Origin of the sequence: Glaciecola nitratireducens FR1064 (assembly GCF_000226565.1) — a bacterium.
Classification (GTDB): Bacteria; Pseudomonadota; Gammaproteobacteria; order Enterobacterales; family Alteromonadaceae; genus Glaciecola; species Glaciecola nitratireducens.
In genome coordinates, this window is the sequence record NC_016041.1 from 3,794,473 (window position 1) to 3,808,093 (window position 13,621).

Annotated in this window: 11 protein-coding genes; 4 read left to right on the plus strand and 7 right to left on the minus strand. The window is 42.2% G+C overall.

Annotation, left to right across the window (positions count from 1 at the left end; genetic code table 11):
• Window positions 1-197 precede the first annotated feature (197 nt).
• Window positions 198-1,592, plus strand: coding sequence for a sigma-54-dependent transcriptional regulator (locus tag GNIT_RS16030; RefSeq protein WP_041246966.1), 1,395 nt, complete (start codon window positions 198-200; stop codon window positions 1,590-1,592).
• On the plus strand, window positions 1,589-2,938 hold the full coding sequence (locus tag GNIT_RS16035) for a sensor histidine kinase (RefSeq protein ID WP_014110351.1): 1,350 nt from the start codon (window positions 1,589-1,591) through the stop codon (window positions 2,936-2,938). The genes GNIT_RS16030 and GNIT_RS16035 overlap by 4 nt, the downstream gene beginning before the upstream one ends.
• A gap of 440 nt (window positions 2,939-3,378) precedes the next feature.
• On the opposite strand, the gene GNIT_RS16040 is transcribed toward GNIT_RS16035, so the two are convergent.
• The 4 genes from GNIT_RS16040 to GNIT_RS16055 form a co-directional block, all read right to left on the minus strand.
• Complete coding sequence (locus GNIT_RS16040) at window positions 3,379-3,666, minus strand: type II toxin-antitoxin system RelE/ParE family toxin (RefSeq protein ID WP_014110352.1); 288 nt, start codon at window positions 3,664-3,666, stop codon at window positions 3,379-3,381.
• Window positions 3,667-3,897 carry a ribbon-helix-helix domain-containing protein gene (locus tag GNIT_RS16045; protein WP_014110353.1) on the minus strand — a complete coding sequence of 77 codons (231 nt, stop codon included), beginning with the start codon at window positions 3,895-3,897 and terminating at the stop codon, window positions 3,667-3,669.
• Window positions 3,898-4,185: 288 nt separating this feature from the next.
• Window positions 4,186-5,466 carry an MATE family efflux transporter gene (locus tag GNIT_RS16050; protein WP_148261731.1) on the minus strand — a complete coding sequence of 427 codons (1,281 nt, stop codon included), beginning with the start codon at window positions 5,464-5,466 and terminating at the stop codon, window positions 4,186-4,188.
• Window positions 5,467-5,621: 155 nt separating this feature from the next.
• Window positions 5,622-6,014, minus strand: a complete 393-nt coding sequence (locus GNIT_RS16055) for a MerR family transcriptional regulator (protein ID WP_014110355.1) — start codon at window positions 6,012-6,014, stop codon at window positions 5,622-5,624.
• A 118-nt stretch (window positions 6,015-6,132) separates the two neighbouring features.
• On the opposite strand from GNIT_RS16055, the gene GNIT_RS16060 reads away from it, so the two are divergent.
• Both GNIT_RS16060 and GNIT_RS16065 read left to right on the plus strand, forming a co-directional pair.
• On the plus strand, window positions 6,133-8,163 hold the full coding sequence (locus GNIT_RS16060) for a TonB-dependent receptor plug domain-containing protein (RefSeq protein WP_014110356.1): 2,031 nt from the start codon (window positions 6,133-6,135) through the stop codon (window positions 8,161-8,163).
• A gap of 250 nt (window positions 8,164-8,413) precedes the next feature.
• Window positions 8,414-9,460 carry an NAD(P)-dependent alcohol dehydrogenase gene (locus GNIT_RS16065; RefSeq protein WP_014110357.1) on the plus strand — a complete coding sequence of 349 codons (1,047 nt, stop codon included), beginning with the start codon at window positions 8,414-8,416 and terminating at the stop codon, window positions 9,458-9,460.
• Window positions 9,461-9,730: 270 nt separating this feature from the next.
• Here the strand turns inward: GNIT_RS16065 and GNIT_RS16070 are convergent, their stop codons facing one another.
• From GNIT_RS16070 to GNIT_RS16080, 3 genes are all read right to left on the minus strand, one after another.
• Window positions 9,731-10,138, minus strand: a complete 408-nt coding sequence (locus GNIT_RS16070) for a hypothetical protein (protein ID WP_014110358.1) — start codon at window positions 10,136-10,138, stop codon at window positions 9,731-9,733.
• A 74-nt stretch (window positions 10,139-10,212) separates the two neighbouring features.
• Window positions 10,213-12,189, minus strand: a complete 1,977-nt coding sequence (locus tag GNIT_RS16075) for an alkyl/aryl-sulfatase (RefSeq protein ID WP_014110359.1) — start codon at window positions 12,187-12,189, stop codon at window positions 10,213-10,215.
• A 61-nt stretch (window positions 12,190-12,250) separates the two neighbouring features.
• The gene (locus GNIT_RS16080) at window positions 12,251-13,609 is read right to left on the minus strand and encodes a DUF1329 domain-containing protein (protein ID WP_014110360.1); all 1,359 of its coding nucleotides are present in this window, start codon (window positions 13,607-13,609) and stop codon (window positions 12,251-12,253) included.
• Window positions 13,610-13,621 lie beyond the last annotated feature (12 nt).

Below are 13,621 nucleotides of genomic sequence, written 5' to 3' on the forward strand. Positions count from 1 at the left end.
TTTACATACCTGTATGCGCTGTTATCAAAATTAATGCCAAATATTTTCACTAATAAATACATGTAGTTATGAATTTTAAACATGTACATATTCGGACACTGTCCATTTATAGTATTATTTAGTGTCCAATAATGGACATTCTAAAGTATTTTGGTAAGGTAACCGTAATCCTCTAATGACGTTTAGTGAACAAAGCAATGACAAACAGATATGCCGGCAATGTGCTTATTGTTGATGACAATTTAGACGTGTTAACTGCAACTCGATTACTTTTAAAAAAGCATTATACAGGTGTTATTTGCTGCGATGATCCTTCTCAAGTGTGCAAGTTGATCTCACAAAACGATATTGATTTAGTTCTGTTGGATATGAATTTCCGACAAGATTCAATATCGGGGCAAGAAGGGTTTTCGATACTACATGAAGTGACTGAAACGTTTCCTGAAGTGGTGGTGGTCATGATGACTGCCTATGCAGATATTCAATTGGCGATTAGTGCTATTCAAGCAGGCGCAATTAATTTTATTGCTAAACCTTGGCAGAATGCCGAACTACTAGGCATGGTTGCCAGTGCATTTAAACATGTCGAAACACGACAGCAAGTGACGCAGTTAAATAGAAGAAACACCGCATTAAATCAGCTAAATCAAGGTAGCGACGCGCCTATAATAGGGCGAAGCGGCACCATGAAAACTATTTTAGCAACTGTCGAAAAAGCAGCTAAAACAAATGCAAACGTACTCATCCTCGGTGAGAGTGGCACTGGGAAAGAACTGATTGCACGTGCTATCCACCTATCTAGCCAAAGAGCTGATGAAGCGTTCGTCAATCTTGATATGGGAGCAATTAGCACAGAGCTGTTCGAAAGTGAGTTGTTTGGTCATAGAAAAGGTGCTTTTACAAACGCTAATAGAGACCGTGTGGGCCGTTTTGAGTTAGCCGACAAAGGGACTTTATTTTTAGATGAGCTTGGAAACTTACCCTTGCAGGAACAGGCAAAGTTACTAAGTGCATTGCAAAATCGCGAAATCATGCCTGTTGGTGCCAATAAAACAATTCAAATTGATATCAGACTCATAGCCGCGACCAATAGCGATCTGCATCATGCAGTGAATGTAGGAGAGTTCCGCCAAGATTTACTATATCGCTTAAATACAATTGAAATTACCTTGCCGCCTTTGCGTGAAAGAAAACAAGATATTCCTCTTTTAGTCGAACATTACTTGCAACATTACAATACAAAGTATAAACGCTTTCTGGAAGTGAGTGACCGTGACATTGATAACCTCTGTGAATATAAATGGCCGGGCAACGTAAGAGAGTTAGCCCATTCAATCGAAAGAGCGGTAATTTTATCAGAAGGCAAATACCTTGATATTGCCAGTGTTTTAAACAATTCAACAAAATTATCAACGCAACCAAAAAGTGCAGAGGAGACCGTTGCCGAGTTTAATTTAGAAACCGTTGAAAATCAGACAATTCTATCTGCTCTAACATTCTTTCAAGGTAATGTTAGCAAAACCTCTAAAGCGCTTGGGATCACCAGAGGTGCGTTGTATCGAAGGCTCGAAAAGTATGGGATCAAACAATGAACCAGATAAAGCTTTGTTTTGCAATTGCAGGTGTTGTGCTCTTGAGTATGAGTTTGGGAGTCTCGATATTTCGAAGTGGCATATCTTCAACGAGTATACTAATTGCGTTGGCATTATCATTGGTTATTGCATGGTTTATCTCACAGCAAAAGAAAGCGAGTAGAGAACCTTTAATGGTACTAAAAGCGATTGCCAACGGGGATACAAGCCTAGGGCTAACTCAAACACACCCTTTGAGAAATCAGCTCATTGAAGTATCAGCGAAGCTCAAATCTGTTAGGTTAGATGCAGTTGAGCAAGCCAATTATTTCCAAGTTCTAATTCAGCAAATAAATGTAGGAGTCATCGTTGTTAATGATAGCGGCATAATTAAGCAACAAAATTCAGCGGCTATTCGCTTAGTAGGTGAAAAACTAGGACATATACAAGCATTTCATCCATTTTACGGCTACTACAGAAAAGCACTTTTTGAGCCTAGCTCCAAGTTATCTCGAATCACCTTACCTTGGCAAAAAAATGAGCACCAAGACATATTTTCTGTGTCCATAATTAAGCTTGAACTTAACGGTAAAATCCTAGTTTCTATAACCTTTCAATCAATTTACGAAGAGTTAAAATTAAAAGAACAAGAAGCGTTCAAGCAACTTACCCAAGTACTTACTCACGAAGTGGCAAATTCAATACTTCCTCTTTCATCTCTAGCGGAGACTGCATTAGATAGGCTACCGCATGAACTTGAATTTGAATGTGATGATGACAAAGATGATTTAGCAGTGGCACTATCAGCGATATCGAGTAGAGCGATTCATCTTAATCAGTTCATTACTCGCTTTCGAACCTTTAGCGGATTGCCACCGCCTAATCGAAAGCCCTGCCACCTACATGATTTAACTGACAACGTTTACCAATTAATGCGGCAAAGCATTCTAGATAACGAGATAACATTCAATAACAAAGTAGTTTACTCTCAACTACTGATGGTTGATAGAAGTCAAATTGAGCAAGTATTAATAAACCTTATTACTAATGCGCTTGAGGCGATCTCGCTTATAGATGCGCATGATGATATTGAACAAATAAAGCAAATTACATTGGAGTCTGGTCACCTTTCAGATGGGCGAGCATATATAGATTTAAAAGACAGCGGTACTGGTATATCAGCGTCAGCCATTGCAAACATATTTGTACCGTTTTTTACTACAAAATCCAATGGTTCAGGAATAGGACTGGCGCTAGCGAAGACAATCATGGTTCAGCATGGCGGCGACCTTATTTATATAACTAGCGAGGAGCGAGCAAATAAATCAGCCCCATCAAATGGTGCTTGCTTTCGTTTGCTCTTCTAATTGATAAGACACAATAGCTTCTGATTCGAAGAAAAATCTACGGCCGTTAGGACTTTACATTCGTTCATCGAAGGTATTATGAGTTACCGCTAACCGCTCCAAGCAGTCAAAAATAATTGATGGAATGAAAATTCGACATTGTTTTATTCAGTTATGTAGGACCTCCTGAAATCATGAGTACTCGACTGTCCGCTATGGTCGAAAACAGGAGTGCTACAGCCATTTTTTTCAAGCCACAGTTTCTTCCATAAAAGCACAAAATTCTCACACAAATATTAACGACGTACGTCTCCTTTTGCCGTGGAAGGGCCAGTGAGGTAAGCAAGGCTCAATGACCGGTCTAGTGTATCACAAACAAAATTCATGAAGTGATTCCTAACCGAGGGAATAGCAGTCAATTACAAATAGAACTTAAACTGAGTCTATCGTAAATTTATTAATCAAAGCCAAACGTCAGTATCTTGACCGCCAATAATAGCCATAATCTCAATTGTGTCTTGATTTATTCGATAGTAAATAACATCCGAACGATGTGGACAGCGTTTATAACCTAGTCGAATATTGTCAACAGACTGATATATTAAAGGCGATTCTGCAATCTTGATAAAGGCTTCGAAAAAGCTGTGAAAATATTCATCCGCTAGGTTTTCTCCAAACTCCTTGTATCCATATTCATAGATTCTGCGCAAATCTTCTTTTGCTTCTTCCGTTAAGCGGTATTTGAGCATTTACTTTCTTAGACCCGTTTTAAATTCAGCAAGAATTTCATCGGGTGACTGTAAAACGAAGTTACTTTTTTCTGCTTTTGATAACTTCTCATTTATAAACTCGGCTCGCCTTGCGCGTCTTATTAAATCATTGATCAACTCGCTCTTATTCGCATAATCCCCAATCTTTTCAATATGAGCGTTAAGCCAACTGTTATTTTTTTCTGTCAATGTGACACTTTGTCTAGGCATGTTATTCTCCATATGTATCTGGTGCGATATTACACCAGGCATATTCAGTTCGCAACAAATGACAGCTTTAAGGATTTATTTTTAAGAATTATGAAATGACCGGTTATCGTAGGCACAGCAGTCATATTGATTGAAACACTGACTGTCGGCTTCATGCAAAAGCGCCAGTTCAAGGATTGATGTTCCTAGGTCCGCTTCACATTCTACCCGTACAGTTTTGAATGGCGTACGACGGCTTTGGCCGTCATGAAGACCGAGTTGAGCAACCTAGCGATTCCATTTGATTCATCAACGATTAGGTAGTAAATCAATCTCACGCTTTGTGTAAAAATAGGCCACAAGAGCACTAAGGATAACCACAATCACAATCGTATAAAACATTGATATCATGGGAAAATCATACACCATAATCAACACATAATTAATCGATCCAGGAATGACAAGCTGACGCGCAATTCCCAAATATAAGGGAAACATAGGCTTTTGAATGGCCTGCAGAACCGCGACGCTTTGAAACAGTACTACATAAGCATAAAACGCTAATGTATCAATTCGAAGGTAGGTTATGCCCGTGCTTTTGATGCTCTCGCTATCGGTAAATAAGCCAACGGTAAAGGGGGATAAAAACCACATCAACGGAATGGATAACGCCGCCATCGCCAGCCCAATCAGTAAACTTTTTTGAAAGGCATCTACGATGCGTTCGTTTTTGCCCGCCCCCATATTTTGACCTACGATAGCCATAACAGCGCTATTTAGGCCCAGCGCAGGCAACAAAAGTACTTGCTCAAGACGCAAACCAACGGTGTAACCCGCAACATGTTCACTGCGAAATTGACCTATTAAGGCCACTGTAATGAAGCTACCCAAGACAATAGTCAACATATTAAAACTTGCTGGGAGCACTTGCCTCAACAAAGCCTTATGCCGTTGCCAATTAAATCTGGGCCTGATACGTATCTCTAAGCGCTTAGCTAACACCCGCAACAAATAAAAAGCCGTCGCAAACTTTATCACAACAGTTGCCAAGGCAATGCCACTGACACCTAGACCTAGGGCAAAAGTAAAAAACGGATTTAAGATAAAGTTAGCAAAAAAACCGATGACCAAAGCGTTGCGATTTGATTTGGTATCACCAAGCGCCATCAAAGCACCTGCAGCACCAAACGATAAGATAAAGCCAACAGAGCCGGCCAACGTTACCCACAAATACTCCATCGCCAAAGGTTCGATATGAGCTTCGGCACCAAGTAAAACCACCAAAGGTTGAGCGGTAAAATAACCAATAGCAAATGATATCGCACTAAAGCCAATGGCCATACCGCAGACATTATTCACCCAGTCTTTTACTCCGCTCGTGTCGTTTCGTCCAGCGCCAGGAGCAATCATGGCTGAAGCACCTGACTGGATCCCAATACCAATCGACAAGAGTAAGAAAAATACGCTTGAGGCAATCGACATACCGGCTAGCGCATCGGCCGACAAATAACCCGCAAACCAAATGTCAGTTAGATTGTATAACGTGTTAAACAACATGCCCATTGACGCAGGTATAGCTAGTCGGACCATATGCGATAAAATCGAACCACTGGTAAGAGAGGGGTCAGAAGACCTCGTTTTAAGCGCTGGTGTCGCTGGTTTGATGGCAAAATTCCTTAGTAGACAATGTTAATGAGAGTAAAAAGGCGATACTCGTTCCAATGATATATGAGATGAACAGACTGTTATTCAGTAGACTTAAGTGTTTGCAAGATAAAGCAATCTTGGATCTGCTTGCTGCTACAAGAGGTGAACAGCGAAGAGAGTGTTTGCTCTAACTGATTAAGGTCTTGCTGCATTTGCCGGACTCTTGCAAGCTGCTCGGCGATAATAGTGTCGACTGTCGAACAAGAGGCTTGCGGATTATGCTGAACCATCACTAACTGCTTTATATCTTTAATAGGTATATTTAGCTCACGACAACGCTTAATGAATATCAACGTTTCTAAATCGCTTAACCTGTAATAGCGATAACCATTAGCTTCACGAGTTGGACTGATCAACAAGCCGATACTTTCGTAATAGCGAATTGTTTTGGCTGAAACCTGGGTTGCTTTTGCCAACTCACCTATTTTCATCTTGACCTTCCAGTTGCTGTAAGCTTTATTGTGTAAGTTACCATGCATCAACAGTATTAAACACAAGTTGATCCCGCTACTAGTTAGATAAGACTCTTTTGTAAGATAAGGCAACTCAATGTCAAAAACATCACATGCAACAACCTTGATCCTATTGCTTGGTTTTTATTCAATTTGCCAGTCTGCAGAAATGTCAATTTCAACAGACCCAATGGCGACTGCAGCGCATGCGTCTCAGGAAGATGAACATAGTGATGACGGCGAGGATCACCATGACAGCGTAGAAAAAATCGTTGTACAGGCCACCCGTTCCGGACGAATTGCAGATGACCAACCTATCAGAGTGGAGCTAATAAACCGAGAGGAGATTGAGGAGAAGGCCGCCATGCGACCGGGCAATATTTCTATGTTGTTAGCAGAAACAGGTGGCATTCGTGTACAAACGACATCACCGGCATTGGGCAGCGCCAATATTCGACTGCAGGGTTTATATGGTCGCTACACGCAATTGTTGGCCGATGGTTTACCACTTTATGGCAACCAGGCCGCGTCGATTGGTTTACTGCAAATTCCACCAACAGATCTTGGGCGGGTTGAAATCATTAAGGGCTCAGCCTCATCGTTGTATGGCGGTTCAGCTCTGGGAGGGGTAATCAATCTGGTATCAAGAAAGCCAGGCGATACCTTGAAAGGTGAAACATCACTGAATTTTACAAGCAAAGATGGCCAAGATTTAACGACCTATATCGAAACGCCACTAACTTCTTCATTAAAGGGCTCAATAACTGCGGGAGTGCATCACCAGGCTATTACGGATGTGGATAGCGATGGTTGGATTGATCTTCCAGGTTATGAGCGTTACACCGCGCGTCCAAGGCTTTACTGGCAGGGCGATGATGGTCAAACACTGTATACGACAGTGGGACTAATGTCAGAGCGTCGGGACGGCGGTACTATGTCCGGAGGCACTGTTTCTGATGGCAATCCTTTTGTACAGACACAAGATTCAGAGAGGTTGGATAGTGGCTTGGTTTTTACTATGCCGGTGTTTAACGAACTGACCCTAAATACTCGCGCATCAGCTATGCTGCAAAAGCACGAGCATGGTTTTGGGCTTGTGCTAGAGGAGGACCAACATGAGAGTTATTTGCTGGAATCTAGTCTGACGGGGTATAGCGAAAATACTGATTGGGTAATAGGCGTGGCATACCAATCCGATCAATTTGTGTCTGAGACCTTTCCTCAATTTGATTACTCTTATGAGGTGCCTGGCTTATTTTCACAGTTAGACTATGAGTTAAACGCGGAGATCACGACATCGTTAAGTACTCGTTTAGAAAAACACAGTGAATTTGGTACGCAATTCAGTCCAAGAATATCAATGCTTTATCGACCAGGTGATTTGACCATCAGGGCATCCTATGGCCGCGGCTATTTTGCGCCTACCCCCTTTGTTGAGGAAATTGAAGCCGCTGGGTTGTCTAGACTAGAAACTATCAGTGATATTTCTGAAGAGTCTGCCCAAACTGCCTCACTGGATTTCACCTACACCTATGACAATATCGAAAGTAGCTTAACTTTATTCGGCTCGAATGTTGACAATGTAACGGGCTTGGAAGCCTTCGCATCTAGTGACGTTGGTTTACCGGACCGAGTACGCTTAGTAAATGCTGAAGGTGAGAGTAAAGTACGCGGCTCGGAACTCATGCTGCGTTATTACTGGGGGGATATAAAATTGACCGCCAGCTACCTTTATCTTGATGCCACGGAGTTGACACCAGATATATCGCAGCGCCGGAAGATTGCGCTGACGCCCAAACATTCGGCGGGCTTTGTTGCAATGTGGGAGCAACACGGCAACTTCAGAGCCGGATTTGAAGCATACTATACGGGTAAGCAGCGTTTAAACGATAACCCATTCACGGATTATTCGGAACCATACTGGCATCTTGGTTTGATGGGTGAAATTGCGATCGGAAAATTCAGTTGGTTTATCAACCTTGAAAACTTACTCAATGTTAAACAAACAGATGAGCACCCAATGATTCTCCCAAATCGAGCCCCTAGTGGCCAATGGACAACCGATATCTGGTCTCGCAATGACGGCTTCATCGTCAATGGAGGAGTTCGGTTTAAGTTTGGTGCTTAAGCACTAGTTAAATCTTGCCTGCATCGAGAAAATATAAGAAGGACAGACTGGTTTACTGATGAAAACGGAAATAAGCAGATGGATAGCTGTTACGAAAAAAATTAAAACGGCTGTTACTGTTACATAAGATATTCACTGCGCGTAAAGGCCAAACTCAAAAAAGTTTACCGTTAATGGTTGTTTATTTGTGGTCCCGTTGCAATATACAGTAATAGACATACACTTTTCACCCAAGAACCAAGAGGTAATAATGAAAACAATTGGATACGCAGCGCACTCATCAGATGCTCATATGGTGCCTTACCACTTCGAGCGACGAGCACTTCGAAGCAACGACGTCGCAATTGAAATCCTCTACAGTGGCATTTGTCACTCTGACTTGCACACTGTCAACGGAGACTGGGGCCCGCAAAGTTATCCGCTAGTGCCGGGGCATGAAATTATTGGCCGCGTCTTGGAAGTAGGAGCGGATGTAAAGCATTACAAAGTAGGTGATTCTGTCGCGGTAGGTTGCATGGTCGACAGCTGCAAGCAATGCCGTCAGTGCGATAATCATGAAGAACAATATTGTGAAAATGGTATGACGCCAACTTATGGAGCGCCAGATCGTATCTCGGGTGACATTACTCAAGGTGGTTATTCAAAGCATATTGTGGTGCGTGAAGAATTCGTACTAAGCGTGCCAGAGACACTCGATATGTCGCGAGCAGCACCTATCCTATGCGCAGGTATAACGACTTACTCGCCGTTACGAACGTGGAATGTTACGAAAGGCACCCGTGTGGGTGTTGTGGGGCTTGGTGGTCTTGGTCATATGGGCGTAAAAATCGCTGCGGCAATGGGCGCAGAAGTCACCGTAATTAGCCGTTCCAATGCAAAGGAAAAAGAAGCTAAAAGCAGCGGCGCTACAAGTTTATTAGTTTCAACCGACAAAGAGGCGATGAAAAAAGCGGCTTCATCATTCGATTTAATACTCGATACTGTTCCGGTAAAACACAATGTTGATGCTTACACACGTCTATTGGATGTTGATGGAACCTTGGTGATTGTGGGTCAGATTGGACCGCTTGAAGAGCCAATGACCATTCCACTGGTCACGGGTAGACGCCGTATTGCTGGTTCATTGATTGGCGGCATTAAAGAGACGCAAGAAGTATTAGACTTTTGTGCTGAGCACGACATTCATCCTGAATGTAAGATAATCAACGCCAATGAAATTAATGAAGCTTTTAAACACTTAGCAAAAGGCGATGTCGCACATCGTTTTGTGATTGATATGGCGTCAATGTCCGAATAAACGACATCATTTTGTATTAAGCAGATTATTCAGAGAAACATGGGAGGCACTGAAATTTATTAATAATTCTCAGTGCCTCCAATTCTATCAATGCCAGCGAACCAAGCTTTGGTAGTGACGATATGCCCCATACTTCTTAACTACTTCGGTTTTTAGCTAAGAAGAGAGCACCTGCCAATATTGCCCTTAAACCGAATCCTTAAACATATTACTCGCTAATTCAAAAGCCTTGCTGCTCGCCCAACCAATCTAAACTTACATTCGAACATGCTACTGATCTTGGTTTTTGATTACACGCACGAAAACATAAGAAAAGAAGACAAAAAACAGCCAATCATTGATGCCATAGATTGAGTAAAATAGCCCCGCCATTGTATCCTTCTCATAAACATCAGAAATATTATTGTTAAGAAACCAGTTTATCCAAACGCAGCCATAAATCAGCTTTTCAACAGCAAAAACGCCAACGAGCCATTTTACTTTGGCGTAATTTTTTGCAGCTGATATATAAGCGAACCCCCATATTAAAATCATTAATAATCCGAAATTCGACATTACCACAGGGTCAAATTCGGCAATTGTAGGGTTGGTGAAAAAACGTGAGAAAACCAGAACCGAAGAATTCATTAAGCCGGCAACTATAAAGCCTTGCGTAATCGTTTTGCTATTTATATTCATGTTTTTGCTCATCTCTTATCAAGGATTAATTGCCGCTCATGCTTTTTCGATTTCTAATGAATTCACCAATCTCGCTAAGGCGTGACAATATTGAACCAGAAAGGAAACTCTTCTAACATTTGTAAAATAGAAACAAATGCATTGATGTCTCCCTCATAGGTAATCGCGCCACTTTTCACTAGCTCAGGAAAACTTTTTGCCTTCATTAGCATTAAGTTTAAGTCGCTTCGGTTCATTGTAACGGTTACGTCGGCGCTCTTCGATTGCACTCCTGCGATGTTATTAAGGTGCGCATTCTTTAATTCAAGCAGGAATTTTTCATCTTTGTCCGGGAAGACAATATTCACTGAAACTGTTTTGCCAAGTGCTAGCTCGCTATTGAGCCTTACGCCTAAAAAGTCAAAGATAAGCTCAGAACTCATCGCAATGATGAGGTCAGGACCTACCTTCGCTGCGTTTATTTGATCAGGTAATCCATTTCTCAACTCAAACGCACCAGCAAGATAAGTATTACGCCAGCCCGCGCTTTCAGCTTGATATCCCATTTGCTCAAAAATATTCGCCTGCAATAGTTTTGCAGGTATGTTGTCAGGTTGAGCAAATATAACATTGTTCAAAAGCTCAGCGGCCCAGCGATATTCACCAGCGTCATACGCTTCCTTTGCCATCGTTATAATATTCTCAGCACCGCCCATTGCTGCGACATATTTAGGTGCTGAATCAGCCGGACTTAGCTTATTGAGATTAGCCGGATTCATGTCAAAAAAGCCTAAATAGCGATTCAACACACCTCTGACATTATGCGAATATGAGCCATGGTAACCTCGGTTATACCATTCATGAGCAAGTACATCAGGTACATTTAACTCATTGTGAATTTCATTTATCGTAACGCCCTTATTCGCCAAGTTAAGCGTCTTGTCGTGCAAGTAGCCATAAAGGTCACGCTGTTTTTCTAGCACACTAATTAAGTATTCATTACCCCAACGAGGCCAGCTATGTGAAGCAAACATGACTTCAGTGTCTTTTGCGTAATTATGAATAAGTTTATTAATGTACTTACTCCAACCTTGCGCGTCTCTAACCGCTGCGCCGCGCAGCGTATACACGTTGTGCATTGTGCCGATCACGTTTTCTGCCGTCCAAAGTGCTTTAAACTGTGGAAAATAAGTATTCATTTCCGACGGTGATTCGGTATCTGGTGTGTTTTGAAACACCATTTCTATACCATCTATTGTTAAGGTCTCTTCATCATCTTCAATAATCATTGTCGGTGCTATAAGTCCAATCGCACCGTTCGAAAGACCTTTCCCGATTGCAGCGTCAACTAGGCCAAATTCGGATTTAGGCAGTACATTGCCATATTGATAGCTGGCTCTGCGTGTCATGGCATTTCCTGCCAGCACGTTTTCTTTTATGGCGTGCTCCATAAAATCTCGCGGCGCTATTATTTTCACTTCGCCACTGTCGGCCTGCGCTTGAGATACTATGCCTCTTATGCCACCAAAGTGGTCGGCGTGGGCGTGGCTATAAACCACTGCCTTTATGGGAAACTCGCCAAGCTCTTGGCTTACAAGTGCAAATGCGGCTTTGGCCGTAGGTGGCGTCAATAATGTATCGAAGATTATCCAGCCTGTGTCGCCTTTTATTAAGGTCATATTGGCCAAATCGTAGCCTCGCACTTGATAGATGCGGTCACTAACTTTGAACAGGCCATATAGCATATTCAGCCTTGCTTGGCGTTCCAATGATGGATTAATGCTGTCGTGGTATTTTTCAGCTAATAAAAATTTATAATTACCAAGCTCCCAAACAACTTCACCATTTTCATCACGGATCTCTACTTTTTCGGGACGCTTGATCAGCCCTTTTTCAGCCAGTTCAAAATCTCTTCTATCTGCAAATGGCAGTGTATTTTTAACTGTTTTTTGATACTCCAAGGTGGCATCAGATGCTTTTTGAGGAGCTGTCGGTTGAGTAGCATCTTGATTTGCGCTTATTTGAAATCCAAAAAAAACGCTAATAGTGAGGCAGAGCTGGAGTAACTTCATATCGTGTCCTTAAAAAAATGGCCCCAATAAAGGAGCCATCATTACTTATAACTTTACTATTTTAACGACCTAAACGACGCAATGCAGAAGAAGAGAAGTCACGACGGTCTACTTTCTTGCCCCAAGTCATGAACTTTGGCTCTTCGTTCGACAAACCTGTCACTAGATATCGACCAGAGTTAAGATCGTATAGTGTCTCAGCTACCATCCAAGGCGTATCAACATCGTAGAACATAATGTTGTGTGCTTCTGATACACGCCATAAATCACCACGACCATCGTAATGATCAATGATTGATGCCTGCCATGTATCTTCGTCTATGTAGAAAACACGCTTCGCATAAATATGGCGAGCGTCGTCTTTTACGGTAGCTTCAAGCACCCAAGAGCGATGCAGTTCATAACGCAAGAAATCTGGGTTTAAATGTCCTTCTTGTACGATGTCACCGTATTTAGCAGAGGTATCCATTAGCTTGTATGAATTGTAAGGCATATAGACTTCTTTTTTGCCTATCAACTTCCACTCATAACGATCTGGCGCACCATTGTACATGTCATAGTTATCGGTCGTTCTTAAACCGTCTGTTCCTGCTGCAGGTCCATCGTAAGCAACATTCGGTGCACGACGAACACGACGCTGGCCAGAGTTATAAACCCACGCTCTGCGCGCTTCTTTAACTTGGTCAATGGTATCGTGTACTAGTAGAGCTGTACCCGTTAATCTCGATGGTGCAGTGATTACCTGAAGATAGTAGAACAATACGTTGTCATCTTCAGCTTCACGTCCAGTAGCCAAAAATTCAGGCCAAACGAGTTGGTCATTCAGTTTAACTTCAACAAAAGAGCCATCTGCTTGCACTGGTATGGCTGTAAGCTGACGTTCCGCAGAACCGCCGCGATAACGCGTGATGTGGTTCCAAATTACCTCAAGAGCAGTAGCTGGGATCGGAAACGGAATGGATGTATCAAAGTTACTTAATCCATTTCCACCTGCAACTAGCTCAGTGTTTAATGCGTTTTTCTTGATAATGTCATACATATCACTCGGATAAGCAGACGTTCTCTTAGTTTCATACACCGGCATCTTGTAGTTTGGATATTTCTTAAACATTTCCAACTGACCAGGGCTCAAGTTATCTTTATATTGAGCAAGGTTACTGCTGTCTATAACAAACTTCGGCTTTTCGTCGGCGAAAGGATTATTAGGTCGGCCGGAATCTTCACTTTTCATCCCGCTTTTGCTGTTTAAACCGCCTGTCCAAGCAGGAATAGTACCCGCAGCATTACCCGCCATTTCTGCGCCCATTGGCGTGAGTGACGTACCCAATTTCTGTGCCTCTTCAGGAGTCACTTTTGCAATTACCGAAGAAGATAGAAACGACAGAGAGAAAATCCCTGCAATTAGTAATTGATTTTTCATTTGATTACTCCT